Consider the following 23,886-nt stretch of genomic DNA (forward strand, 5'->3'; position numbering starts at 1 on the left):
CGGGGTCAACGACTCACACGCCGCCCTCGACCCGCAGCACGCTGGTCACCGAGCGGACGATGTCGAGGGTGCGCAGCTCGGTCACCGTGGCGGCGAGCGCCGCGTCCGGCGCGACGTGGGTGACGATGACGAGTTCGGCGTCGGCGCCGCGGCCGGGCGTGCCCGCGTCGCCCGCCGAGCCCTGCCGCACGGTCGCGATCGACACGTCGTGCCGGGCGAAGACACCGGCCACCGCGGCCAGCACGCCGGGCCGGTCGGTCACGTCGAGGCTCACGTGGTAGCGGGTGAGCGCCTCCCCCATGGGCCGCACCGGCAGGTCGGCGTACGCGCTCTCGCTGGCGGCGCGCACCCCGGCGAGACGGTTGCGGGCCACCGCCACGACGTCGCCCAGCACGGCGCTGGCCGTCGGGGCGCCGCCGGCGCCCCGGCCGTAGAACATGAGCTGGCCGGCCGCCTCCGCCTCGACGAAGACCGCGTTGAACGCGTCGCCGACGCTGGCCAGCGGGTGTGTGCGCGGGATCATCGCCGGGTGCACCCGGACGTTGACCGTCTCCCCGCCGGCCGCGTCCACGCCCCGCGCCGCGATGCAGAGCAGCTTGATGGTGCAGCCCATCGCCCGGGCGCTGGCCACGTCGGCGGCGGTGACCTCGGTGATGCCCTCCCGGTGCACGTCGGCCGCACCCACCCGGGTGTGGAACGCCAGCGAGGCGAGGATCGCCGCCTTGGCCGCCGCGTCGAAACCCTCCACGTCGGCGGTCGGGTCGGCCTCGGCGTACCCCAACTCGGTGGCCTCCTCCAGCGCCTCGGCGAAGCCGGCGCCGGTGGCGTCCATGGCGGAGAGGATGAAGTTCGTGGTGCCGTTGACGATGCCCGTTACCCGGGTGATCCGGTCACCGTGCAGCGACTCGCGCAGCGGGCGCAGCAGCGGGATGGCGCCCGCCACCGCGGCCTCGTAGTAGAGGTCGGCGCCGCCCTCGGCGGCCGCGTCGTGCAGCGCCCCGCCGTCCTCGGCCAGCAGTGCCTTGTTGGCCGTCACCACGCTCTTGCCCGCGCGCAGCGCCTCGACCAGCCAGCCGCGCGCCGGCTCGATGCCGCCGACCACCTCGACCACGACGTCCACGTCGTCCCGCTTGATGAGGCCCAGCGCGTCGGTGGTGAAGAGCGCCGGGTCGACGGGCAGATCACCGCGGTCACGGCCGAGCCGGCGTACGGCGATGCCGGCGATCTCCAGCGGGGCTCCGATGCGGGCGGCGAGGTCGGCAGACTGCTCGTGCAGCAGCCGTACCACCTCCCCGCCGACGGTGCCGCAGCCGAGCAGCGCCAGGCGTACAGGTGAGGTCATCCGACATCCAATGCGAGCAGGTCCTCTTCGGTCTCCCGCCGGACGATCAGACGCGCCTGGCCGTCGCGCACCGCGACCACCGGGGGACGCGGCACGTGGTTGTAGTTGCTGGCCATGCTCCGGCAGTAGGCGCCGGTGCCGGGCACCGCCACAAGATCTCCGGGCTGCACGTCGGCGGGCAGGAATTCATCCTTCACCACGATGTCCCCGGACTCACAGTGCTTTCCCACCACGCGGGCGAGCATCGGCTCGGCGTCCGACGCCCGCGAGGCCACCGTCGCGGAGTAGGACGCGCCGTAGAGCGCGGTGCGGATGTTGTCGCTCATCCCGCCGTCGACGCTCACGTACGTGCGGATGCCGTCCACGTCCTTGACCGTGCCGACCTCGTAGAGCGTGAACACGGCCGGGCCGACGATCGCGCGGCCGGGCTCGATGGACAGGCGCGGCACGGCCAGCCGCTCCGCCTCGCACTCGGAGTCGACGATCTTGCGCAGCCGCTTGGCCAGGTCGTGCGGCGCGGCCGGGTCGTCCTGCGTGGTGTACGCGATGCCGAAGCCGCCGCCCAGGTCCAGTTCGGGCAGCTCCACCCCGCGGGCGTCGCGGATCTGCGCCTGGAGGGCGAGCACGCGCCGGGCGGAGACCTCGAAGCCGCTCGCGTCGAAGATCTGCGAGCCGATGTGCGAGTGCAGGCCGCGCAGCTCCAGCACGTCCTCGTCGAGGATCTTGAAGGCGGCCGCCGCGGCCGCGCCGCCGGCCAGCGAGAAGCCGAACTTCTGGTCCTCGTGCGCGGTGGCGATGAACTCGTGGGTGTGCGCCTCCACGCCGACGGTGACCCGGATCAGCACCTTGGGGCGGACGCCCCGCTCCCGGGCCAGCGCGGTGAGCCGGTCGATCTCCGCGAACGAGTCGACGATGATCCGGCCGACCCCGGCGTCCACGGCCCGGGTCAGTTCGGCGATCGACTTGTTGTTGCCGTGGAACCCGATCCGCTCGGGCGGCATGCCGGCGGCCAGCGCGACGGTCAGCTCGCCGCCGCTGCACACGTCGAGGTGCAGGCCCTCCTCGGCGATCATGCGGACGACGGCCCGGCAGAGGAACGCCTTGCCGGCGTAGTAGACGTCCACGTCGTCGAAGGCGGCCCGGAAGTCGCGGCAGCGCGACCGCAGGTCGTCCTCGTCGAGCACGTACACCGGGGTGCCGAACTCGGCCGCGAGGTCCCGCACGCTCAGTCCCGCGACGGCCAGGGCGCCGTCCGCGCCGCGCGTCACGTTGCGCGGCCAGAGCTCCGGCACCAGCGCGTTGACGTCGACCGGCGTACGGAGCCACGCCGGCCCCTGGGTGCCGATCTCACCGTGCAGGGCGCCCGCCTCGTGAGCACGCACGACAGGTCACATCCTCTCGGGCGCGGAGACGCCCAGCAGGTGCAGGCCGTTGGCGATCACCGTGCGGGTGGCGTCGTTGAGCCACAGCCGGGCGCGGTGCAGGTCGCTGACCTCCTCGTCGCCCTGCGGCGCGATCCGGCAGTTGTCGTAGAACCGGTGGTACGCCTGCGCGACGCTCTCCTCCAGGTAGCGGGCGACCCGGTGCGGCTCGCGCAGCTCGGCCGCCGTGGCCACCACGGCCGGGAACTCGGCGAGCGCCTTGAGCAGCTCGTTCTCCTTCTCGTGGCCGAGCAGCTCCGGGCGGAAGGCGTCGCCGTCGCCCCGGGTCAGGCCGATCTCGGCCGCGTTGCGGGCGACGCCCGCGGTGCGCGCCGCCACGTACTGGACGTAGTAGACCGGGTTGTCGTTCTTGGCCCGGGTCCACAGCTCCACGTCGATGTCGATGGGCGAGTCGGCCGAGTAGCGGGCCAGGGCGTAGCGGGCGGCGTCCACGCCGATCGCCTCGACCAGGTCCTCCAGCGTGATGACCGTGCCGGCCCGCTTGCTCATCCGCATCGGGGCGCCGTCGCGGACCAGGTTGACCAGCTGGCCGATGAGGATCTCCAGGTTGCGCTCCGGGTCGTCGCCGAAGCACGCGGCCATCGCCTTCATCCGCCCGATGTAGCCGTGGTGGTCGGCGCCCAGCATGATCACGACCCGCTCGAAGCCGCGCTCGCGCTTGTCGAGGTAGTAGGCGCAGTCCGCCGCGAAGTAGGTCCACTCGCCGTTGGACTTGCGCAGCACCCGGTCCTTGTCGTCGCCGAACTCGGTGGTGCGCAGCCAGGTCGCGCCCTCGGCCTCGAAGACGTGGCCCTGCTCCCGCAGGCGGGCCAGCGCGAGGTCGAGCTCGCCGCGGTCGTGCAGGTCCTTCTCGTTGAAGTAGGTGTCGAACTCGACCCCGAAGTCGCGCAGCGACGAGCGGATCTCGTCGAACATCAGCGCGACGCCCTCGACCCGGAAGACCTCCTGGGCCGCGGCGTCGTCGAGCGAGAGCACGTCGGGCCGGCGGGCCTGGACCTCCGCGGCGATCTCCGAGATGTACGCCCCGCCGTAGCCGTCCTCCGGCACGGCCTCGCCCTTCGCGGCGGCCAGCAGGGACCGGGCGAACCGGTCGATCTGGGAGCCCGCGTCGTTGAAGTAGTACTCGGTGCCCACCTCGGCGCCGGTGGCGCGCAGCAGCCGGCTCAGGGCGTCGCCGACCGCCGCCCACCGGACCCCGCCGATGTGCACCGGGCCGGTCGGGTTCGCCGAGACGAACTCGAGGTTGATCCGCTGCCCCGCGAGCCGCTCGCTGCGGCCGTACTCCGCGCCCGCCTCGACGATCACCCGCGCGAGCTGGCCGGCGGCGGCCGCGTCCAGCCGGATGTTGAGGAAGCCCGGCCCCGCGATCTCCACGGACTTGACCCCCGGCGCCCGGCCCAGCTCGTCGGCGAGCGCGCCCGCCAGCTCCCGCGGCGGCAGGCCCACCTTCTTGCTCAGCTGCAACGCCAGTGTCGAGGCGTAGTCGCCGTGCTCCGGGTTCCGGGGTCGCTCGACCGTGGTCTCCGCGGGCAGCACGGCGGGGTCCAGGCCCCGGTGGGTGAAGACGGCGTGGGCTGCGGCGAGGACGGCCTCGGCGAGTTCTGCGGGAGTCACCGATCCATGTTATCGGGGGTAGACTCGGTCCCCGCGGCGGCGACCCGTTGTCTGCACCAGACCGCCGGCTCCCCTGACCGACCGACCTGACGAGGCACGATGAGCATCAGCACCCCGGGCGGCGAGCAGCGCCGTCCGACCGTGGTCAGCACGGGCAAGAAGCCGGCCGCGGGCCGTCCGGCGTCGGGCGCCAAGGCCGGATCCGGCAAGCCGGCGGGCACGCCTCGGGCCGGTGGCGGCGGCAAGGGCCCCCGCAAGCCGATCACCCCCGTCAAGGTCAGCCAGGGCCGCGCCAAGGGCCCGATCATCCTCTTCGTCGTCGTGGGCCTGGTCGCCGCGGGCATCATCGGCGTCGGCGCGTGGGCCGCGTTCCAGGGCTCCAAGCCGTGGGAGGAGCGGGCCGACGCCATCGACGGCATCGTGAACTACCGGGAGAAGGACCCGGAGCTGGTCAAGGGCAGCAACCACCAGCCCGGCAAGGTCAACTACACGATCCTTCCCCCGGTGGCCGGCCCCCACAACCAGAGCTGGCAGAACTGCATGGGCGACGTCTACGACGCCCCCATCGCCAACGAGCACGCGGTGCACAGCCTCGAGCACGGCGCGATCTGGGTCACCTACCGTCCGGACCTGGCGGCCGACCAGGTCAGCAAGCTCGCCGACAAGGTGCGCGGCAACGAGAAGATGCTCATGAGCCCGTTCGACGGCCTCGACAAGCCGATCTCGCTGCAGGCCTGGGGCTACCAGCTCAAGGTCGACAACGCCGACGACAGCCGGATCGACGAGTTCATCAAGACGCTGCGGGTGAACGCGTCGATCGAGGGTCCGACCGCCCTGTGCAACCAGGGCATCACCGCCACCGGCACCACGCCGCGCGACGGCGTGCAGATGCCGACCCAGTAAAGGACTCCGATGACGGCTCCCGCGACGCTGGACAGCACGCCCGACACCTCGGCCACCGACGACGGCGGCCGGGGCAACGGTCGACGCCTCGGCCTGGTGGCGGGAGCCGTCGCCGTCGTGCTCGCCCTTCTGCTCGGTTACGCCGGCGGGCTGCTGACCCCCCGGTTGACCCGCCCGGGCGACGACTCGGTCGAGGCCGGCTTCGCCCGCGACATGACGGCCCACCACGCCCAGGCGGTCGAGATGGGTCTCATGGCCTTCCAGCGCGCCACCGATCCCGAGGTGCGCAGCATGGGTGGTGACATCGCCACCGGTCAGCAGGGCGAGATCGGCACGATGCAGACCTGGCTGCGGTCGTGGGGCCTCGACCCGACCGGCTCCCAGCCGCGGATGGCCTGGATGGCGGACGGCGCGGGCCTGGTCAAGAACGGCCTGATGCCGGGCATGGCGACGCCCGAGGAGATGGCGAAACTGCGCGACGCGCAGGGCCGGGAGTTCGACCTCCTGTTCCTGACCATGATGATCAACCATCACCTCGGCGGCATCCACATGATCGATGGTGTGCTCGACGAGAGCGACGAGCCGGACGTGGTCCGTACGGCGCAGATCATGAAGAACACCCAGCAGACCGACCTCACCAATCTCACGAACGCCAAGAAGCGCCTGGGCGGCTGACCCCGCCCCTCCACGTTGATCAAGAGGTTTGCGTCACCACCGGGCCGCCGGCTGACGCAAACCTCTTGATCATTTTGGCGACACCGGCCGCGGGGACCAGCCCGGTGGCTTTGGGCGGTGTGTCCGATTACGTTGCTTGGGGAGTTTTCTCCCCACATATCGTGACCAGATGCGATTCGGGCTCGTTGCGCAGGACGTGGGGGTTGCACTCAGAGACGCACGGCGTTCCGTCACCAGCTGGTGCCGGCGCCACACCATCGGCGGTGACGGGGCGGTGGCAGCCGTCCGTCGCGGACAGCGGCAGGGCGAGCCGGGGATGCTCAGCCGCGAACAGGAACTCGAACTGATCGACACCCTGCGGGGCACCCACCCGGACGCGTTCGGCCTGGACGAGGAGCTGTGGACGCGCCAGAGCCTCACCGCTCTCATCCAGAACCGGTTCGACGTCCCGTTGGACGCCGGCGCGGTCGGGGCGTACCTGCGGGCCTGGGGGTTGGGTCCGCGGGAGCCCCGCGAGCGCGCCTGCGGGCTCTGCGTCGGCGCCGTGGAGCGCTGGGTACGCAGCGAGTACCCCGCGATCACCCGGGCCGCCCAGGAGCATCTCGCCGAGGTGTACTGGATCGGCCGGGTCCGGTTGCGGGGCACCATGCCCGCGGCCGACGTGGTGTCGGCCGTCTCCTCCCGGGGCCGGGTCCGGTTCATGATCACCACGCCGAACGTCGACCCGCCGCTCCCCCGCGAGTTCGTCCTGCGGCTCAGCGGCGAGGAACAGCGCACCGTGCACCTCATCGTGGACGGCTCCTGGGCCCGCAACGAGTGGCCGCGCCGGCTGCCCCGGCGGATCGTGCTGCACCCGCTGCCCAGCTGCGGCCGCGCCGTCGCCGCCTGACCCGGCTCCGCGAACCGGGGACCGGCCCTCACCCGCCGCGGCGGGAACCGGCAGACCCACGGCGGCGGGGGCCCGCGAACCCCCGCCGCCGCCACGTGCCGACGGACGCCTGCGACGGCGCGGCGCGCACGGCGGATACCGATTCGTCGTTCGCGGAGGACGTTTGCTAGTCTTCTCCAGTCGCTGAGCCCCCGTAGCTCAGGGGATAGAGCACCGCCCTCCGGAGGCGGGAGCGCAGGTTCGAATCCTGCCGGGGGCACCGTTTCTTGCTAGTACGTGGCTAATGCCCAATTGCGGAAGTAGCATCGCCGCTTGACTGACCTGCGGAAACATCGATTCCTTGCGAGTTGGTCAGGGAGCAGGTTGCCGCGACGGTGTCCTCCGAATAGTCCGTCGTGCAGTTCATCCGCCGGCGCGATACTGCCGCGTGCCTGCTGTTCAGGCGGATTCGACGATCCGGTTTTCCCAGGCCCAGACCGCGATCTCTGTGCGATTGCGCAGGCCGAGCTTCGTCTGGATGGTCGAGACGTGACTTTTGACTGTGCTCAGGGAGATGAACAGCTCGGCCCCGATCTCCAGGTTGGTACGGCCGCGTGCGATCTCCCGCACCACATCGATCTCGCGCTCTGACAACGACCGCAGCGCCTTGTCAGGCACTCCTGCCGGCCTGGTCAGGTGGCGCAGCAGCCGTACGGTGACCGACGGGGAGACCAGCGCCTCGCCGTCGTGCGCGGCACGCACGGCCTCGATGAGCAGAGCCGGACCGGCGTCCTTGAGGATGAAGCCGACCGCACCGCCGCGCAGCGCCCCGTACACGTACTCGTCGAGGTTGAACGTGGTGACCACGATGACCCGCATCGGGTGGGGTACGCCGGGCCCGGCCAGGGCCCGGGTTACCTCGATGCCGTCGAGCCGGGGCATCCGGATGTCCACCAGGCAGACGTCGGGACGCAACTGGCGGGCCTGGGCGATTGCGTCGACACCGTCTGACACCTCGGCGATGACGCTGATGTCCGGCTGGTCTTCGAGGATGAGCTTCAGGCCCCCACGGATCATCGCCTGGTCGTCGGCGATCAGTACGCGGATCGTCATCGAGGCCGTCCCTCGTGGATAGGCAGGGTGGCCAGGACCGACCAGCCGGCGTCGGGGCGGGGACCGGCGTGGAGCGTGCCGCCGAGGGTTTCGACGCGTTCGCGCATGCCGAGGAGGCCGTACCCGCCACGATGGGAGGCGCGGGCGGGGCCCGGTGGCGCATCGTTGACCACGTCGACCGTGACGCTGGACGGGTTCTGGTCGACGGCGATGGTGACGCCGCGGGCGTGCGGCGCGTGGCGGGCCACGTTCGTCAGCGCCTCTCGGACGATCCGGTACACGGTGCTGGTCACCTCCGGCGGCCATGCCGTCCTCTGCTCGGGCATTCGCAGGCGCACCGGCGGCCCCTGCCGGTTGAAGCGCTCGACGAGTACGTCGAGCTGTTCCGTCCCGGCCGAGGCCGGCGGCGCGTCCTCGGCATCGCGTAGCAGCCCGACCACGCGGCGCATCGCGCGCAGCGCCTCGGCGCCGGCGGCCTCGATCCCGGTCAGCGACTCGGCCACCTGCCCCGGGTTCTTCCGCGCGACGACGTGGGCGGCCTGCGCCTGTATCAGCATGCCGGTGATGTGGTGGGCCACCACGTCGTGCAGTTCCCGGGCCAGCTCCAGCCGCTCGTCCCGGCGTACCTCCTCGGCGGTGGCAGCCGCCCGGTCGTCCTGCAGCCGCAGCGCCAGCCCGACCGCGACCGCGCCGAGCCAGGCCACGACGTTCATCAACACGACCCCCGAGGCGCCCGAGGCATGCGGCCGGGCGGCGAGATGGGCGCCGCCGACCACCGCGAGCCCTCCGACTGCAAGCACACCAGCCGGTACGGGAGGCAGGGCGCGCACCGCCGACCCGACGAGGACGGCGAGCGCCAGCGCCATCGCCGGTCCTGGCTCGGTCGGGAGGTGGAACACCCGGGCCACCGCGATGGCCAGTCCAGCGATCCCGAGACCGGCGACCGCCGCCCACGCACGCTGTCGCCGCCGTACCAGCGCCAGCACACAGACCACCACGGCACCCGCACCGCCCGCCAGCCAGTACCGGGTGCCCCACGTCTCAGCGATCGCCGCGGCCTCGAGGCCGATCGCGGCGAGGAAGACCACGGCGAGTCCCGCCGTGGCCGCGGCCCGGAACAGCCGATCCCAGATGCTCACCCAGTTCAAGTTACGAGGCCCCGTCCGGTCACACGCAGGCTGGTCCCGAGCACCACGGCAACCAGCCAGGTAACCGTGTTCACGATGGTCACCACGGTGAATCCCACCGCGTCCGGAAGAGCGGTCAGCCAGGTACCCACCACCACCGTGAACCCGCCCGCCGCGACGGCCGCGGCGCGCGGTCCCGGCAGCGTCCGGATCCCTGAGCCGACGAGTACGGCCAGTGCGAGTCCAGTGACCGGTCCCGGCTCCTGCGGCAGGTCCGCGACCCGGGCCACCACGACGGCCACCGCCGCTACCGCGAGCCCGCCCGCCACCGGCCAGGTCCGCCGCGGCCCGCGCAGCAGCGCGAGCACTCCCGCCACCGCCCCGACCAGGCAGTCGAACAGCCAGTAGAGCCCGCCCCAACTGACCGCGATGAGGTACGCCGTGAGCCCAAGCCCGGTGACGAAGACCAACCCCAGGATGGCGTTCGTCGTCGTTCGGTGTGTCGTGTTCATGCCGAGGACGCTAGGGAATCGCCGCCCAAGGCGAACCGGTCAAAAGTAGGGCCGCCGACGTACCGCCCCATGCTTTGGACTGATGCCCGGCCCGCCCGCCGTTTACAGGATGAGCCCATGCAAATACCACTCGTCCTGCACGCCGAGCGGCTGACCAAACGGTACGGCCGCCGCACCGCATTGACCGACTGCGACCTGAGGATCCCGCGCGGGCATGTCGTCGGGCTGGTCGGCCCGAACGGAGCCGGCAAGTCGACGCTCCTCCAACTGGCCTGCGGTCTGATCGGACCGACCTCAGGTACGTTGTCCGTCCTCGGGTCCAGGCCGGCAGCCAACGCGGCGCACCTGGCCCGGGTCGGTTTCGTTGCCCAGGACACCCCGGTGTACGCCTCGTTCACCATCGCCGACCATTTGAAGATGGGTGCGTGGCTGAACCCGTCCTGGGACCTGGCGCTGGCCACGCGGCGGATCGCGGAGGTCGGCCTGGACCCCACACAGAAGGCGGGCCGTCTCTCCGGCGGCCAACGCGCGCAACTCGCGATGACCATCGCCGCCGCGAAGCGACCCGATCTGCTCATCTTCGACGAGCCCGCCGCCGCGCTGGACCCCCTGGCACGTAAGGGCTTCATGCGCAGTCTCGTGGAGTTCGTGGGGGAGCTCGGCGCCAGTGCCGTGCTCTCGTCGCACCTGTTGAGCGACGTCGAGCAGGTCTGTGACTACCTCGTCGTACTCTGCGACTCGCGCATCCAGATCGCCGGTCCGGTCCGGGACCTGCTCGCCTCGCACCGCCGGATCGCCGGCGATCCGGCGAAAATGCCGGCCACGATGAGCGCCGGGATCGAGGTCATCTGGGCGGAGCACGGCCACGCCCTGGTTCGGGGCGATGCAGCGGTACGGGCCAGGGACGCCGAGCCGGTCACGCTGGAGGAACTGGTCCTCGCCTACATGTCGCGGGCCGCCGGAACGGTTACCGCGCCCCGCGCGAGTGCGGCGGTGTCGCGATGATCAGGATGAGCTTGCGGCAGTTCCGCATCCAGGCGCTCGTCGGAGCGATCCTGCTGGTCCTGGCCGCCGTCTACCTGTTGCGCCTCGGCGGGGACATCCGTGCCGTCCGCGACACGTCCCAGCTTCCGAGCCAGTACACGCAGACGATGCTGTTCCTCGCCGCCGGTTTCGGCCTGGTACCCGCGCTCATCGGTGCGTTCTGGGGCGCGCCGCTCATCGCCCGGGAACTGGAGGCCGGTACCCATCGACTGGTCTGGAACCAGAGCGTGCCCCGCCGCCGCTGGCTCGCGGTCAAGCTGACGGTGCTCGGCCTTGCCAGCATGGCCGTCGCCGGTACGTTCAGCGCGCTGGTGACGTGGGCGGCGGCCCCGGTCGACCAGGTGACCGGCGACCGGTTCAGCGCACTGCTGTTCGGCGCACGCGGTATCGCACCCATCGGGTACGCCGTCTTCGGCTTCACCTTCGGCGCCGTCACCGGGCTGTTGGTCCGCCGCACCCTGCCGGCGATGGCGATGGTGTTCCTCGCCGTGATCGCGGTGCAGCTCGCCGTGCCGAACCTGCTGCGACCGCACTACCTGCCCGCCGAGCGGGTCACCGTAGCGATGAGTACCGACGCCATCAACCAGGCCCGAATGCTGGGCAGCATCACCGGCGGGCCGGTCATCGGTGGGCTGGAGGTACCGGACGCCTGGATCACGGATACCAGCAAACTCTTGACACCCGACGGCCGGCAACTGTCCGACGCCGCCTTCAACGAGTGTTTCAGCAATGCACCGAAGACCGGCGCCACCGGGACGTTCGGCGACACCGCGGTATGTCTCGGCAAGCTCGACCTCCACGTCGACGTGGCCTACCAGCCCAACCGGCGATTCTGGCCCTTCCAATGGATCGAACTAGCGCTGTATCTCGGTCTCAGCGCGCTGCTCGCGGCGGTCGGTCTGTGGCGCATCCAGCGCCGGGTCAGCTAGCCCGGCCGGCGGCGGAATCGCGGCCGGTCAGCCTGCCTGGCGGCGGGCCCGGGCGCGCCGCTTGCCCTCGTGCATCGCCTGCACCCGCGCCACGGGGATGGCCCGTCCCTCCTCGACCAGGTCGGCCGGCAGCGCCTGCGGCGCGGGCATCAGGTCGAGCCACGGGTCACGCGCGGCGACGAGCCCGGGAACCGTGTGGACGGTGAAGTCGGCCGGGGTCACGTCGGGCAGGTCGTCCCAGTCGACCGGGAAGGAGACCGGCAGCCCCGGCCGCAGCCGCGGGCTGTACGCGGCCACCACGGTGGCCCCGCCGGCGCGGGTCGAGTCGACGAAGACGCGTCCGCCCCGGTCCTCCCGGATGAACGCGGTGGTGGCCAGCGCCGGGTCCAGCCGCTCGGCGCGGGCCGCGACGGCCCGGGTGGCGGCCGCCATCTCCTCCGCGTCGGCACCGGCCGCGACCGGCACGAAGACGTGCACGCCCTTGGCGCCACTGGTCTTCACGGCACCCGCCAGGCCGGAGTCGGCCAGAGCCCGGCGCACCAGCAGCGCCGCGGCGACCGCCGCGGGGAACGAGTCCCCCTCCGGAGGATCGAGGTCGAGCACCAGGTGCGTGGGACGGCTCAGGTCGTCGGCGCGGGCCAGGGTCGGGTGGTACTCGATGGCCCGCTGGTTGGCGAACCAGAGCAGCGTCCGCCGGTCGTCGCAGAGGGCGTACGAGACCTCGCGGTGCGACGCCTCGGCCCAGACCGGCACCCGCCGCACCCATTCCGGGGTGTACTTCGGAAGGTTCTTCTGCATGAACGGCGTCTGGCCGCGCAGGGCCCGGATCACCGACAACGGCCGGTCCCGCAACTGCGGGATGATCCGGTCCCGGACCGCGTCGAGGTAGTCGACGAGATCCCGCTTGCTGGCGCCGGCCCCCTCGAACAGCGACTGGTCCAGATTGGTCAGTGACACCCCGTCCCGGGTTTCCTCAGCCCCGCTCATCAGCCCACCTTCCCGGCCCGGGAAGCCGTGGTCAACCGGATGCGACGGGACGCGCCGCGGCGAACGGGTCGGCGCCGGCCCGGACGGCGGCCAGCAGCTCGTCGGTACGCGCGCGGACGGCCGCGTGGACGTGGTGGCCGTAGCTGATCCGTGCCACGCCGAGGGCGGCCAGGTCGGCGACGCCGGGACCGCCGGGACGGGCGAGCAGGTTGATCCGGCCGTCCACCGCGCCGACGAGGGCGCGTACCGCCTCCGGATCGGTGAGGCCGATCGGGTAGACGCAGTCCGCCCCGGCCGCGCGGTAGCGCCGGGCGCGGTCCACCGCCTCGGCCAGGAGTCCGGCCGGGTCGCCGGCGCCTCGCAGGAACACGTCGAGCCGGGCGTTGACGACCACGTCCACCCCGGCGGCACGGGCCGCGGAACGGACGGCGGCGAGCAGGTCGGCCTGCTCGTCGACGCCCACCAGCCGGCCGGTGGCCGGGTCGGAGTCCTCCAGGTTCAGCCCGACCGCCCCGGCCGCGAGCAGCCGCTCGACCAGCTCGGACGGGCGCAGCCCGTACCCCCGCTCCAGGTCCGCGGTGACCGGGACGGTGACGGCCCGGGCGATGCGGGCCACGGCCGCGAACATCTCGGCGGGTGGCGTGGCCTCGTGGTCGGCGTACCCGAGCGTCTCCGCGACGGCGGCGCTGCTGGTCGCGACGGCCGGGAACCCGGCCGCGGCGACCGCCCGGGCGGAACCGGCGTCCCAGGCGTTGGGCAGGACCAGCGGGTCGCCCGGTCGGTGCAGCGCCCGCAGCGCGGCGGCCCGGTCGGCGAGGGTGGGGATCATGCGCCGATTCTCCGTCCGGCGGCGGCCCACTCTAAGCTCCAATTCCGTGCCGATGGACTGGGCCGCTTTCGGGGTGGACCTGCACCTGGACCTGGACGCGACGGGTGGTCGCCGCGCCGGGCTGGAGCGCGCGCTGCGCGACGCGATCCGGGACGGCCGGCTCACACCCGGCGCACGGTTGCCCGCCACCCGCGCGCTCGCCGGCGAGCTGAACCTGTCCCGGGGCACGGTGAGCGCCGCGTACGACCAGCTGGTCGCCGAGGGCTGGCTGACGGCGCGGATCGGTTCCGGGACGACGGTGAGCACCCTGCCCGCGGCCACCGCCCGTCCGGCCGCCCCCGCGCGGGGCCCGGTGACGCCCCGGTACGACCTGCGCCCCGGCAGCCCCGACGTGGGCGCGTTCCCGGTTTCGGCCTGGCTGCGGGCCACCCGCCGGGCCCTGACCGCGGCGCCCGCGTCGGTCTACGGCTACGGCGACCCGCGCGGCCGTTCCGAGCTGCGCGGCGCGCTCGCCGGCTACCTGGGCCGGGCCCGGGGCGTGGTCGCCGACCCGGACCGGATCGTGGTCACCACCGGGTATGTGCAGGCGCTGGGCCTGCTCGCCGGAGTGCTGCGGGACGTCGGTCGGCCGGCGCTCGCCATGGAGGACCCGGGGCTGGCGTTCCACCGGGAGGTCGTCCGCCGCCAGGGCGGCACGGTGCTGCCCCTGCCGGTCGACGAGCGGGGCGCCCGCACCGACCTGCTGGGCACCGGGGAGCTGGCCGGAGCCGGCGCGGCCGTGGTGACACCGGCGCACCAGTACCCGACCGGCGTCACCCTGCACCCCCGCCGGCGGCACGCGCTCACCGCCTGGGCCCGGGAGCGGGACGGGCTGGTCGTCGAGGACGACTACGACGGCGAGTTCCGCTACGACCGGCAACCCGTGGGCGCGGTCCAGGGCACCGCGCCGGAGCAGGTCGCGTACGTGGGCACGGCCGCCAAGACGCTCGGTCCGGCGCTGCGGCTGGCCTGGCTCGTGCTGCCCGCCCGGCTCGTGGAGCCGGTCGTGGAGGCGAAGCGCCACCTCGACCTGCACTCGGAGGTGATCGGCCAGCTCGCCCTCGCCGACCTGATCCGCGGTCACGACTACGACCGGCAGGTGCGGGCGGTACGCCGCCGCTACCGACAGCACCGCGACCTGCTGCTGGCGCGCCTGGGCGCGGGCGACGGCGGGCGGTACCGGGTCGGCGGCGTGGCGGCCGGCCTGCACGCCCTGCTGCACCTGCCGACCGAGGGACCCACCGAGGCCGCGGTGCTCGCCGCGGCCGCCCGCCACGACCTGGCGCTCACCGGGCTCGGCGCCCACTGGCAGCGGCCGGACGGGCGGCCGGGCGGGCTCGTGGTCGGGTACGCCACCCCACCCGCGCCGGCCTACCCCGCCGCGCTCGACGCGCTCGCGCACGCCCTCCGCACCGCCTGACCGGGCCGCGCCCTTCGTGCCCGCTACCGCCCGACGGGCGCCGGGATCGGGCCGCGCGCCCTCCGCGCCGGCTACCGCCCGACGGGCGCCGGGACCGGGGCGGGGACCGGTCGCGGGCGCAGGGTCAGCGCGGCGACCAGCCCGGCGGCCGTGACCAGCCCGGCGGCCACGGTGAACGCGCCGCGGTAGCCGGCGGCCAGCGCGGCCACCTCGTCCCAGCCCTCGGCCCGCAGGCCGGCGGTGCGGCCGGCGGCCAGCGTGGCGAGCGCCGCCAGACCGAACGCGCCGCCGATCTGCTGCGTGGTGTTGGCGAGCCCGGAGGCGAGCCCCGCGTCCGCCTCTCCCGCTCCGGCCATCGCCGCCGTGGTCACGGCGGGGAGGATCAGGCCGCCGGCCAGCCCGAAGACCAGCAACGCGGGGAGTACGTCGGCCGCGTAGGCACCGTCGGCCGGCAGCCGGGCGAGCAGCAGGAACCCGACCAGCGCCAACCCGAGCCCGGTGACCAGCACGGTCCGGACGCCGTACCGGGCGATGAGCCGGCCGGCCGCGCCGAGCGAGACGGCCGCGATCACGACGGGGGTGGGCAGGAAGGCCCACCCGGTGGCGGCCGCGTCGAACCCGAGCACCACCTGGAGATCCAGCGCGAGCAGGAACTGGAACCCGAAGAACGCCGCCACCGCGAGGAACTGGACGGCGTTCGCGGCGACCAGTCCGGGCGTACGCAGGATCCGGGGCGGCAGCAGCGGCGTGGCCGCGGCCCGTTGGCGCAGCGCGAACGCCCCGAGCAGGGCGACCGCCACGGCGGCGGATCCGATGGTGCGGGCCGAGGTCCAGCCGTGCTCGCCGGTGCCGACGATCGCCAGCACCGCCGCCATCAGGCCGGCGGTGGCCAGGGCCGCGCCGGGCACGTCCAGTCCGGCCCGCAGGCCGACGCCGCGGTCGGCGTCGATCCGGCGTACGGCGGCGAGCACGATGACCAGGCCGATCGGCAGGTTGATGAGGAAGATGGACCGCCACCCGGCCAGGTCGGTGAGCACGCCCCCGGCCACCGTGCCGAGCGAGGCGCCCGCGGCCCCGGTGAAGCTGAAGATCGCGATGGCCCGGGCCCGCTCGGCCGGCTCCGGGTAGAGCCGGACAATCATGCCGAGGCTGACCGCCATGGTGAGGGCGCCGCCGACGCCCTGGAGGAAACGCGCGCCGATCAGGAGCGCTGGCCCGGTCGCCGTCGCGCACAGCAGCGAGGCCACCGTGAAGAGGGCGACGCCGGCGAGGAAGACCGGCCGCCGGCCGAGCAGGTCGCCGAGGCGCCCGGCGAGCAGCAGCAGCCCGCCGAACGCCACGAGGTACGCGTTGACGACCCAGGCCAGGCCCGTCGCGCTGAACCCGAGGTCGCGCTGGATGGTGGGCAGCGCCACCGCCACGATGTTGCCGTCGAGAATGATCATGAGACTGCCGGCGCAGAGCACGAGCAGGGCGACCCAGCGGGACCGGTCGGTACGGGCGTTCATCGGATGCCTCCATGGTGCACGGTTTGTTACCGAGGCCATCGTCTGTGACCATGAGGCGGGGCGGAAGGAGGCACTGTCATGTCCCAGAGGAACACCGATGTGTCCGCGCAGCTCAACGCGCTGACGGGCTGCGCTCCCGACGCCGTGACGCCGTTCACACCCGGCCAGGCGAGGGCCTGCACCGTCCGTGAGGTGCTCGACCGGGTGGGCGGCAAGTGGAGCATCGGCATCCTCGTGGCCGCCTCCCAGGGCCCGGTGCGCTTCACCGAGCTGGAACGGCAGATCGAGGGGATCAGCCGCCGGATGCTCACCCTGACCCTGCGCAATCTGGAACGCGACGGCCTGCTGGAGCGCCGCGTCCACCCGACCGTGCCGCCGAAGGTCGAGTACACGGCAACCCCGATCGCACTGGAGCTCTACGAGTCCCTGGTCGCGCTCACGAGCTGGGCGGAACGGCACCGCGGCGCCATCGCAGCCGCCCGCCAGACGTACGACCGCGAGCACACCACCCCGTAGTCCCCGCCCCGCGCTCCCCCGCCCCCGCCCTCGCCTCCGCCCCGGCGATCATGCAGTTGTGGTGGGTGACAAAAGTCGTGAATGGGCGCATAGAGCCCACCAGAACTGCATGATCGACGGGGTCCCAGGGCGCGGGCCCAGGGCGCGGAGGCCTGCGCGCGGGTAAACCTTTGAGCGCTGTGGGGAAGGCCACGCTTTTCTTCTGACCGATCGGTCAGGGTCTGACCGATCGGTCAGGCATGCTGGTCAGCGGAGGTGAGCGGCATGCGACGGGCGGAACCGGAGACCCGCGGCGAGATCCTGGCCGCGGCGGCGCGGCGGTTCGCGGCGACCGGCTACCGGGGTACGTCGTTGCAGGACATCGCCACCGCGGTGGGCTGCTCGAAGGCCACCGTGCTCTACCACTTCGCGAACAAGGAAGCTCTGCTCACCGAGCTGATGGCCCCGGCCATCGCGATGCTCCAGGCGCTCGACGACCGGCTCACCGGGCTGACCGGCGGCGCGGCCCAACGGGTCGCGGCCGAGGGCTTCGTGGACCTCGCGGTCCGCTTCCGTCGGGAGATCGCCCTGCTCCGCGGGGAGTTCCCCGAGCTGCTGCAACAGCCCGCGTTCGCGCACATCCAGCGGATGTCCGAACGGCTGCTGGACGCCATGGCCGGCACCAGCGACCGACCCGCCGCGCGGATCGCGGCGCTGGTGCTGCTCGCCGGCATCTCCGAGGGGTGCGCCGAGTTCGTCGACATGCCCGACGACGAACTGCGCCCCGCCCTGCTCGCCCTCGCCCGGCGGGCCCTCGAACCCGTCCCTGACCCCATCCACGACTGAGGACAAGGAACCCTGATGGCGACCCTGCTCTACCGGCTCGGCCGGGGCTCGTTGCGCCGGCGGCGACTCGTCGTCGCGATCTGGCTCGTCGTACTCGTCGCTCTCGGTCTGGCCGCCGCGTTCCTGCGCGGGCCGACGGCGAGCAACTTCACCATGCCCGGCACCGAATCCCAGCGGGCGCTCGACCTGCTCGCCCAGCAGTTCCCGGCGGCGAGCGGCGCGACGGGGACGATCGCCGTCAAGGCGCCCGCGGAGGGTCAGCTGGGCACCCCGCAGGGCCAGGCCGTGGTCAAGGAGATCGTCCAGGAGGCCGGCCAGGTGCCCGGCGTGATCGGCGCCGTCGACCCGTTCACGGCGGGCGCGGTCTCGCCGGACGGCCGGTACGCGCTCATCCAGGTGCAGTTCGCCACCGGCTCCGACGAGGTGGACGACACGGAGCGTGCCGCGTACGAGCGGGTCGGCGAGTCGGCCGAGGCGCAGGGCTGGCAGGTGGCCGCGGGCGGCGAGGTGCTCAACGCCGAGCCGGAGGTCGGCTCCACCGAGGCGATCGGTGTCGTGGTGGCGGCCGTCGTGCTGGTCATCACGTTCGGCTCGCTGGTGGCGGCCGGTATGACCATGCTCAACGCCCTGATCGGTGTGGCCGTCGGCATGGCCGGCCTGTTCGCGCTGAGCAGCGTCGTGGAACTCACCAGCACCGCCCCGATCCTCGCCCTCATGCTGGGCCTCGCGGTCGGCATCGACTACTCGCTGTTCATCACCTCCCGGCACCGGCAGAACCTGCTCGACGGGCTGCCACCGGACGAGGCGGTGGGCCGGGCCGTGGGTACGGCCGGTTCGGCGGTGCTCTTCGCCGGCGCCACCGTGGTCATCGCGCTCGCCGGGCTGGCCGTGGTCGACATCCCGTTCCTGACGGTGATGGGTCTGGCCGCTGCGGGCACGGTCACCGTGGCCGTGCTGGTCGCCATCACCCTCCAGCCGGCGTTGCTGGGCTTCGCGGGCCGCCGGGTGCTCCCGCGCCGGCTGCGCTCGGCCGTCCCGGCCGGCGACGGCGCGGCTCTCGCAGGCAGCGGCGCGGCTGCGGCCGGCGACAGCGGTACGCGGGCCGGCGCGGACGCTCAGGCCACCCCGGCCGAGGACCGCTCGGGGTTCGGCTTCCGCTGGGCCCGGCTGGTCACGCGGTTCCGTATCCCGGTCATCGTCGTCGGGCTGCTCGGCCTGGGCCTGCTCGCGCTCCCCACGCCGGACATGCGGCTCGCCCTGCCGGACGCCGGCACGGCGCCGGTCGGCTCGCCGGCCCGGACGTCGAACGACCTGATCACCGAGGGCTTCGGGCCCGGGTTCACCGGCCGACTGGCCGTCGTCGTGGCGGGTGACTCACCGCAGGCCACGGCCGCCGCCGTACCCCAGGTGACCGCCCTCATCCAGCGCACCGACAACGTGCTCGCGGTGGCCCCGCCGCAGCTCAGCCCGGACGGGCGTACCGCTCTGCTCGGTGTGTTGCCGAAGACCGGGCCCACGGACGCCGCCACCGAGACGCTGGTGCACGACATCCGCGACTCCGTCGGCGGGATCCGCGACGCCGACGTCCTGCTGACCGGTGCGACCGCGATCGGCATCGACGTCTCGGAGAAGCTCGCCGACGCGCTCCCCGTCTACCTCCTGCTGGTGGTGGGGCTCTCGGTGCTGCTGCTCATGCTGGTGTTCCGCTCGCTGCTGGTGCCCGTCAAGGCGGCGCTGGGCTTCCTGCTCACCGTCGCGGCCACGTTCGGCATCACGGTCGCGGTGTTCCAGCAGGGCCACCTCGCCGACCTCGTCGGCCTGGAGACTCCCGGCCCGCTGATCAGCTTCCTGCCGATCCTGCTCATCGGCATCCTGTTCGGGCTGGCCATGGACTACGAGGTCTTCCTGGTCTCCCGGATGCGCGAGGACTTCGTGCACGGTGACACGGCGCGGCAGGCGACGATCAACGGCATGGGGCACGGCGCGAGGGTGGTCACCGCGGCCGCGCTGATCATGATCGCGGTCTTCGGCGGCTTCGTGTTCTTCCTCGACGACCCGGTGATCAAGTCCATCGGTTTCGCCCTTGCCGTGGGCGTGGCCATCGACGCCTTCGTGGTGCGGATGACGATCGTGCCGGCCGTGATGTCCCTGCTCGGCGACCGGGCCTGGTGGCTGCCAAGGTGGCTGGCCCGGATCCTGCCGAACGTCGACATCGAGGGCGAGGGCCTGCGGGCGCACCTCGCCGACCGCGACCCCGTCACGGTCGGCCAGCGCGGCTGAACCCCGGTACGCCCGGCGGTCACACCCCGGCGGGATAGGTCTCCATCTCGCCCGGGGTGCTGACCGCGGGCAGGGGATGCAGGGCGGTCGTCTCGTCGCACCAGATGAACGCGTCGTACCGCTCCGCGAGCCGGGTCGGCACGTAGTTGCCCCAGGACTCGAAGCTCGGGTCGTACACCACCCCGATCGCCCGGTGGTCGGCGGTGTCGGTGACCCATCCGGGCTGGTCGTCCCCGCCGAAGACCAGCACCGCCCGGTCCGGCATCAGCTCGTGCAGCCGCCGCTCGATCGAGCCGGGCCGGGCCGGGGGCACCACCATGGCCTCGGCGGGCGAACCCCAGCGCGGCGCGGCGATCACGGTGCCCTGGTAGCAGCCGAAGCCGACGAGCGCGACCGCCTCGTCGCCGTGCCGTTCCCGGGCCAGCTGGCCGATGTTGACCATCCCGTCCGCCGTCATGTCGGTGGCCCGCGCGTCGCCGACGTGCGTGTTGTGCGCCCACACCACGCCCCGGGCGTCCGGGCCGTAGCGGTCGAGCAGCCGGTCCAACGTGTCCTGCATGTGGATGTCGCGGATGTTCCACGACTCGGGGCCGCCACCGACCATCGCCCGGTAGTACCGCTCCGCCCCGGCCACCACCTCGGCGTTCTGCCAGGCCGAGAAGCTGTCCGCGCCGTCGGCGAGGGCGTGTTCCCGTGTACGGGCCAGGAGCCGGACGACCTCCTCCTCGCAGCGGGCGGAGACGAACCGGCTCGCGATCCCGTACTCCTCCTCACGCTTCCCGTACGGCTCGAAGCACCGGTACGCGTCCTGGGCGGCCTCCAGCGACGTCGGGTCCTCCTCGCCCAGGTAGTCGAAGATCGCCTGCATCGACTCCCAGAGGCTGTAGACGTCCAGCCCGTGGAAGCCGGCCCGCTCCCCCGCCCGGCGCTCCGCGTTCCAGGCCCGCAGCCAGCGGCTGAAGCGCGCCACCTCGGCGTTCGACCACATCCAGGTCGGCCATCGTTCGAAGCGTTCCAGTGCGGCCAGTGGCTCCACCGCACCGCCCGGCGCCGCGGTGACCGAGCGGTGCACCCGGTCGCAGTCCGGCCAGTCGCCCTCGACGGCGACGAACGAGAAGCCGCACTCGGCGATGAGCCGCCGGGTGAGCTGCTCGCGGAGCCGGTAGTAGTCGTAGGTGCCGTGGGTGGACTCGCCGATCATCACCACCCGGGCGTCCCGGACGCGCTCCAGCAGGGGGTCGAAGTCGCTCGGCGCGCCGAGCCGCTGAACCAGCATGCCAGCGGCTACCCGGCGGGTCGGCGGGCAAACCGTCGGCGTGGCGGGGCGCGACACGCCGACGGGCGGGCCGTGTGCCCGCGTGCTGAGCGGGTAGCCGCCGGGCATGACCGTCACCGGGGTGCAGTGGCAGGAGTTCCTGGCCGGGCTCGACTACCCGGTCTCCCGAGAGGACCTGGTCCGCTGGGGGCAGGAGAACGGGGCCAGCACGGAGATGTTGCAGATGTTGCGGGCGTTGCCCGCGGAACAGTTCGACTCGCCCGCCGAGCTGCACGAGGCGCTCGGCACGTTGGCCTGACACCGGTCGGCGTGCCCCGGCCGCCGGGATCCGGCCGGATCCGGGCCGGCGGACCATGATCCGGCCGGCCCGGGGACCTGTTCAGCGCGCGTGCAGCAGCCGGAACAGGACCAGCCACTGCTCCGGCCAGACGTGCCCCACCGGGGTGGCCGGATCGAGCCGCGTCGCGCGCAGCGCCGCGGCCAGCCGGGCCGGCGGGTGGTGCCGTCGCAGCGAGGCCGCGAGCGAGCCGCCGACACCGCCGAAGCCCAGCTCCACCATCCGGTGGTACGCGGGCAGCGCGGCCGGGGACAGCAACGGTTCCGGCCGCCGGTCGATCCGCAGGACGCCCGCGTCCACCCGGGGCACCGGGCGGAACGCCGTCCGGGGCACCCGTCCGGCGAGCCGCCAGGAGAACTCCGGCCAGGTCAGGACGGTCAGTCGTGACCAGCGTCCGTAGTCACCGCTGCGCCGGCGGGCGTACTCCAGCTGGGTGAGCAGCGTGGCTGAGCGCAGCCGCGGGGCGGCCAGGCACCAGCGGACCACCGCGGAGGTCAACGACCAGGGGATGTTGCCGACCACCGCGAACGGTTCCGCGGGCGGTACGGCGGTGAGGAAGTCGGCCTGCCGGAGCCGGACGTTGGGCAGCCCGGCGCAGACCGCGGCCAGCTCGGCGGCGGCCGCCGGGTCGACCTCGTACGCCAGCAGCCGCCCGCAGCGGGCGGCGAGCGGCCGGGTCAGCTGGCCGCGCCCGGCGCCGACCTCCAGCAGGAGGCCGTGCTGGTCGGGGCGGGCCGACCGGACCACGAGGGCTGTCGCGGCCGGGTCGGTGAGGAAGTTCTGGGAGAGTACGCGACGGGACCGGTCGCGTTCGGTTGCTCGGGTACGGCGGGGCGCCACGTGTCGTCGTCCTGTCTGTCGCCTCGCGGCGACGGGGCGGACAGGCAGCCCGAAGCGGGGCCTGTCCGAGTGGATCGGGACTCGGACGGCCCTGGAGATGGCGCGGGTGTGCGCCTGCGGTCAGTCGCGGGTCGCGTCCCGGCCGGCCAGGGCCGGACGCCGGACTCGCGGGCGGGACGCCAACAGGGGGCCCCGGGCGGCCGGCGTGCCGACCACCTGGATCAGGGCGTGCGTGAACATGCCGGCAGGCTAACGGCCCGGCGAGTGCCCCACCACCCGTTTTCCCCCACCACCCACCCGGTCAGACACGGTTGATCATGAAGTTATTGCCGCGACACGCCGGGGCACAGGGCAATAACTTCATGATCAACGGGGTCGAGGTCGGGGGTACCCCGGGTCAGGGCACGGGGACGGTGCGGGACTCGGCGCGGGCGGTCTCGGCGGCCGACAGGACGGCCACCACCTCGCGGCCGAAGCGGACGTCGCAGCGGTGGTCGCGGGTGCCCGCCTCGACCTCTTCGAGCAGCTGGTCGATCGCCACCGTGAAGGCCGTCGCCGGGCCGTTCTGCGCGGCCGGCACGGACTCGATGCCGTTCTCGCCGTAGAAGACGAACTCGCGGGTCATCGCCTCGGTCGGCGCGTCCAAGGTCAGCGAGGCGCTGCTCGTGGCGCCCCCGTCGTGGGTGAGCAGCAGGTGCACGATGCCGCTCGGGCCGTCCACCGCGGTCACCGTCTCCACCCGGCCCATCACCGGCAGGATGATCGAGAGGGCGTGCGGACCGATGTCCCAGAGCGCGCCGTGCTCCTTGCGCCACTGCGACCCGCCGTACGGGCTGCCGGGCTGGAAGATCGACGCGAACATGGTCGCCCGGGCGTGCTGCCAGCCGCCGGCCGCGGCGGTGGCCGCGAGGAAGGCCGTCACGTTCGGCTGGTACCGCTGGGTGAAGAAGACCACCGAGGCGACCCCGGCGCTCTGGGCGGCGTCGACCACCCGGTCGGCGTCGGCGAGGGTGAGCGACAGCGGCTTGTCCAGGAGCAGGTGCCGGCCGGCGGTGGCCGCCCGGACCGCGATGTCCGCCTGGATGTCGGGCGGCAGCGCGACCGCGACCGCGTCGCACGCCTCGATGAGGGCGTCGACGTCGTCGAAGGCCGGTACGCCGTACCGGTCGGCGAGGGCGGCGGCGCGCTCCGGGTTCCGCCCCCACACGCCGGCCAACTCGGCGCGCGGGTGCGCGTCGAGCGCCGCACCGTGCGTCTCCGTCGCCCAGTGACCGGTGCCGAACAAGCCGAACCGCAGCACGAGGAACTCCCGTCGTCGTCCGCCGCGGGGACGCCGCGGCACGTGATCCACGCTAGTCCTCCGGCCCCTGTCGATGCAGGCGAGGGGCGTCCGGGGGCGGGGTGAAGGGGCGGTTACTACAACGGTTAGTAGGCTGTGCCGGTGACCGAGCCAAGGACCG

22 protein-coding genes and 1 tRNA gene are annotated in these 23,886 nt (G+C 73.2%); 11 read left to right on the top strand and 12 right to left on the bottom strand.

What is annotated here, in order from left to right:
* Window positions 1-13 precede the first annotated feature (13 nt).
* Genes D7193_RS17520 through argS form a run of 3 tightly spaced genes read right to left on the bottom strand, consistent with a single transcriptional unit; the run spans window position 14 to window position 4,398 of the window.
* A complete protein-coding gene (locus tag D7193_RS17520; protein WP_120780605.1) occupies window positions 14-1,342 on the bottom strand; it encodes a homoserine dehydrogenase in 1,329 nt (442 codons plus the stop codon).
* Entirely contained in the window at window positions 1,339-2,724 is a 1,386-nt protein-coding gene (gene lysA, locus D7193_RS17525; RefSeq protein ID WP_120780606.1) for a diaminopimelate decarboxylase, read from the bottom strand. Before lysA ends, D7193_RS17520 begins: the two co-directional genes overlap by 4 nt.
* A 6-nt stretch (window positions 2,725-2,730) precedes the next feature.
* Window positions 2,731-4,398 (bottom strand): arginine--tRNA ligase, encoded by a 1,668-nt coding sequence (gene argS / locus D7193_RS17530; RefSeq protein ID WP_120780607.1) that lies wholly within the window; start codon window positions 4,396-4,398, stop codon window positions 2,731-2,733.
* 99 nt (window positions 4,399-4,497) lie between these two features.
* Between argS and D7193_RS17535 the strand changes: the two genes are divergently transcribed.
* From D7193_RS17535 to D7193_RS17550, 4 genes are all read left to right on the top strand, one after another.
* On the top strand, window positions 4,498-5,301 hold the full coding sequence (locus D7193_RS17535; RefSeq protein WP_120780608.1) for a DUF3105 domain-containing protein: 804 nt from the start codon (window positions 4,498-4,500) through the stop codon (window positions 5,299-5,301).
* A 9-nt stretch (window positions 5,302-5,310) separates the two neighbouring features.
* Entirely contained in the window at window positions 5,311-5,976 is a 666-nt protein-coding gene (locus D7193_RS17540; RefSeq protein ID WP_120780609.1) for a DUF305 domain-containing protein, read from the top strand.
* 196 nt (window positions 5,977-6,172) lie between these two features.
* Window positions 6,173-6,865, top strand: a complete 693-nt coding sequence (locus tag D7193_RS17545) for a winged helix-turn-helix domain-containing protein (protein ID WP_120780610.1) — start codon at window positions 6,173-6,175, stop codon at window positions 6,863-6,865.
* Window positions 6,866-7,052: 187 nt separating this feature from the next.
* Window positions 7,053-7,124 (top strand) — tRNA-Arg (locus D7193_RS17550).
* Between the two features lie 179 nt (window positions 7,125-7,303).
* Here D7193_RS17550 and D7193_RS17555 read toward each other — a convergent pair.
* The 3 genes from D7193_RS17555 to D7193_RS17565 are packed head-to-tail and all read right to left on the bottom strand — an operon-like array spanning window position 7,304 to window position 9,596.
* Window positions 7,304-7,957 (bottom strand): response regulator, encoded by a 654-nt coding sequence (locus D7193_RS17555; RefSeq protein ID WP_120780611.1) that lies wholly within the window; start codon window positions 7,955-7,957, stop codon window positions 7,304-7,306.
* On the bottom strand, window positions 7,954-9,096 hold the full coding sequence (locus D7193_RS17560; RefSeq protein ID WP_120781344.1) for a sensor histidine kinase: 1,143 nt from the start codon (window positions 9,094-9,096) through the stop codon (window positions 7,954-7,956). Before D7193_RS17560 ends, D7193_RS17555 begins: the two co-directional genes overlap by 4 nt.
* Window positions 9,097-9,101: 5 nt before the next feature.
* Entirely contained in the window at window positions 9,102-9,596 is a 495-nt protein-coding gene (locus D7193_RS17565) for a metal transporter (protein WP_120780612.1), read from the bottom strand.
* Between the two features lie 117 nt (window positions 9,597-9,713).
* Between D7193_RS17565 and D7193_RS17570 the strand changes: the two genes are divergently transcribed.
* Both D7193_RS17570 and D7193_RS17575 read left to right on the top strand, forming a co-directional pair.
* Entirely contained in the window at window positions 9,714-10,601 is an 888-nt protein-coding gene (locus D7193_RS17570; protein WP_120780613.1) for an ABC transporter ATP-binding protein, read from the top strand.
* Window positions 10,598-11,569: an ABC transporter permease subunit gene (locus D7193_RS17575; RefSeq protein ID WP_120780614.1), complete on the top strand. Its 972-nt coding sequence runs from the start codon at window positions 10,598-10,600 to the stop codon at window positions 11,567-11,569. The genes D7193_RS17570 and D7193_RS17575 overlap by 4 nt, the downstream gene beginning before the upstream one ends.
* A 27-nt stretch (window positions 11,570-11,596) precedes the next feature.
* On the opposite strand, the gene D7193_RS17580 is transcribed toward D7193_RS17575, so the two are convergent.
* Together D7193_RS17580 and D7193_RS17585 are read right to left on the bottom strand one after the other, a co-directional pair.
* On the bottom strand, window positions 11,597-12,556 hold the full coding sequence (locus D7193_RS17580) for a DNA polymerase domain-containing protein (RefSeq protein ID WP_120780615.1): 960 nt from the start codon (window positions 12,554-12,556) through the stop codon (window positions 11,597-11,599).
* A gap of 31 nt (window positions 12,557-12,587) precedes the next feature.
* A complete protein-coding gene (locus D7193_RS17585; protein WP_120780616.1) occupies window positions 12,588-13,385 on the bottom strand; it encodes an isocitrate lyase/PEP mutase family protein in 798 nt (265 codons plus the stop codon).
* Between the two features lie 52 nt (window positions 13,386-13,437).
* Here D7193_RS17585 and pdxR point away from each other — a divergent pair, with 52 nt between their 5' ends.
* Window positions 13,438-14,844, top strand: a complete 1,407-nt coding sequence (pdxR, locus tag D7193_RS17590) for a MocR-like pyridoxine biosynthesis transcription factor PdxR (protein ID WP_120780617.1) — start codon at window positions 13,438-13,440, stop codon at window positions 14,842-14,844.
* A 71-nt stretch (window positions 14,845-14,915) separates the two neighbouring features.
* Here pdxR and D7193_RS17595 read toward each other — a convergent pair whose 3' ends face one another.
* Window positions 14,916-16,352: an MFS transporter gene (locus D7193_RS17595; protein ID WP_174242656.1), complete on the bottom strand. Its 1,437-nt coding sequence runs from the start codon at window positions 16,350-16,352 to the stop codon at window positions 14,916-14,918.
* A gap of 78 nt (window positions 16,353-16,430) precedes the next feature.
* Between D7193_RS17595 and D7193_RS17600 the strand changes: the two genes are divergently transcribed.
* From D7193_RS17600 to D7193_RS17610, 3 genes are all read left to right on the top strand, one after another.
* Window positions 16,431-16,868: a winged helix-turn-helix transcriptional regulator gene (locus tag D7193_RS17600; protein WP_120780619.1), complete on the top strand. Its 438-nt coding sequence runs from the start codon at window positions 16,431-16,433 to the stop codon at window positions 16,866-16,868.
* Between the two features lie 264 nt (window positions 16,869-17,132).
* Window positions 17,133-17,693, top strand: coding sequence for a TetR/AcrR family transcriptional regulator (locus tag D7193_RS17605; RefSeq protein ID WP_120780620.1), 561 nt, complete (start codon window positions 17,133-17,135; stop codon window positions 17,691-17,693).
* Window positions 17,694-17,708: 15 nt separating this feature from the next.
* Complete coding sequence (locus D7193_RS17610; RefSeq protein ID WP_120780621.1) at window positions 17,709-19,973, top strand: MMPL family transporter; 2,265 nt, start codon at window positions 17,709-17,711, stop codon at window positions 19,971-19,973.
* Window positions 19,974-19,992: 19 nt separating this feature from the next.
* On the opposite strand, the gene D7193_RS17615 is transcribed toward D7193_RS17610, so the two are convergent.
* A complete protein-coding gene (locus D7193_RS17615; protein WP_120780622.1) occupies window positions 19,993-21,249 on the bottom strand; it encodes an erythromycin esterase family protein in 1,257 nt (418 codons plus the stop codon).
* 106 nt (window positions 21,250-21,355) lie between these two features.
* Here D7193_RS17615 and D7193_RS17620 point away from each other — a divergent pair, with 106 nt between their 5' ends.
* On the top strand, window positions 21,356-21,547 hold the full coding sequence (locus D7193_RS17620) for a DUF2795 domain-containing protein (RefSeq protein WP_120780623.1): 192 nt from the start codon (window positions 21,356-21,358) through the stop codon (window positions 21,545-21,547).
* A gap of 81 nt (window positions 21,548-21,628) precedes the next feature.
* Here D7193_RS17620 and erm read toward each other — a convergent pair whose 3' ends face one another.
* Window positions 21,629-22,426, bottom strand: coding sequence for an ErmE/ErmH/ErmO/ErmR family 23S rRNA (adenine(2058)-N(6))-methyltransferase (gene erm / locus D7193_RS17625; RefSeq protein WP_120780624.1), 798 nt, complete (start codon window positions 22,424-22,426; stop codon window positions 21,629-21,631).
* A gap of 397 nt (window positions 22,427-22,823) precedes the next feature.
* Window positions 22,824-23,723 carry a Gfo/Idh/MocA family protein gene (locus tag D7193_RS17630; RefSeq protein WP_120781345.1) on the bottom strand — a complete coding sequence of 300 codons (900 nt, stop codon included), beginning with the start codon at window positions 23,721-23,723 and terminating at the stop codon, window positions 22,824-22,826.
* Window positions 23,724-23,886 lie beyond the last annotated feature (163 nt).

The sequence above is a fragment of the Micromonospora costi genome (assembly GCF_003626655.1).
GTDB classification, from domain to species: domain Bacteria; phylum Actinomycetota; class Actinomycetes; order Mycobacteriales; family Micromonosporaceae; genus Micromonospora; species Micromonospora costi.

Coding starts and splice junctions, on each gene's coding strand:
- D7193_RS17555 (WP_120780611.1), bottom strand. CDS start 7,957: ATGACGATCCGCGTACTGATCGCCGACGACCAGGCGATGATCCGTGGG.
- D7193_RS17605 (WP_120780620.1), top strand. CDS start 17,133: ATGCGACGGGCGGAACCGGAGACCCGCGGCGAGATCCTGGCCGCGGCG.
- D7193_RS17570 (WP_120780613.1), top strand. CDS start 9,714: ATGCAAATACCACTCGTCCTGCACGCCGAGCGGCTGACCAAACGGTAC.
- D7193_RS17615 (WP_120780622.1), bottom strand. CDS start 21,249: ATGCTGGTTCAGCGGCTCGGCGCGCCGAGCGACTTCGACCCCCTGCTG.
- D7193_RS17565 (WP_120780612.1), bottom strand. CDS start 9,596: ATGAACACGACACACCGAACGACGACGAACGCCATCCTGGGGTTGGTC.
- D7193_RS17520 (WP_120780605.1), bottom strand. CDS start 1,342: ATGACCTCACCTGTACGCCTGGCGCTGCTCGGCTGCGGCACCGTCGGC.
- D7193_RS17620 (WP_120780623.1), top strand. CDS start 21,356: ATGACCGTCACCGGGGTGCAGTGGCAGGAGTTCCTGGCCGGGCTCGAC.
- D7193_RS17575 (WP_120780614.1), top strand. CDS start 10,598: ATGATCAGGATGAGCTTGCGGCAGTTCCGCATCCAGGCGCTCGTCGGA.
- D7193_RS17610 (WP_120780621.1), top strand. CDS start 17,709: ATGGCGACCCTGCTCTACCGGCTCGGCCGGGGCTCGTTGCGCCGGCGG.
- pdxR (WP_120780617.1), top strand. CDS start 13,438: ATGGACTGGGCCGCTTTCGGGGTGGACCTGCACCTGGACCTGGACGCG.
- D7193_RS17540 (WP_120780609.1), top strand. CDS start 5,311: ATGACGGCTCCCGCGACGCTGGACAGCACGCCCGACACCTCGGCCACC.
- D7193_RS17580 (WP_120780615.1), bottom strand. CDS start 12,556: ATGAGCGGGGCTGAGGAAACCCGGGACGGGGTGTCACTGACCAATCTG.
- D7193_RS17585 (WP_120780616.1), bottom strand. CDS start 13,385: ATGATCCCCACCCTCGCCGACCGGGCCGCCGCGCTGCGGGCGCTGCAC.
- D7193_RS17535 (WP_120780608.1), top strand. CDS start 4,498: ATGAGCATCAGCACCCCGGGCGGCGAGCAGCGCCGTCCGACCGTGGTC.
- D7193_RS17600 (WP_120780619.1), top strand. CDS start 16,431: ATGTCCCAGAGGAACACCGATGTGTCCGCGCAGCTCAACGCGCTGACG.
- D7193_RS17595 (WP_174242656.1), bottom strand. CDS start 16,352: ATGAACGCCCGTACCGACCGGTCCCGCTGGGTCGCCCTGCTCGTGCTC.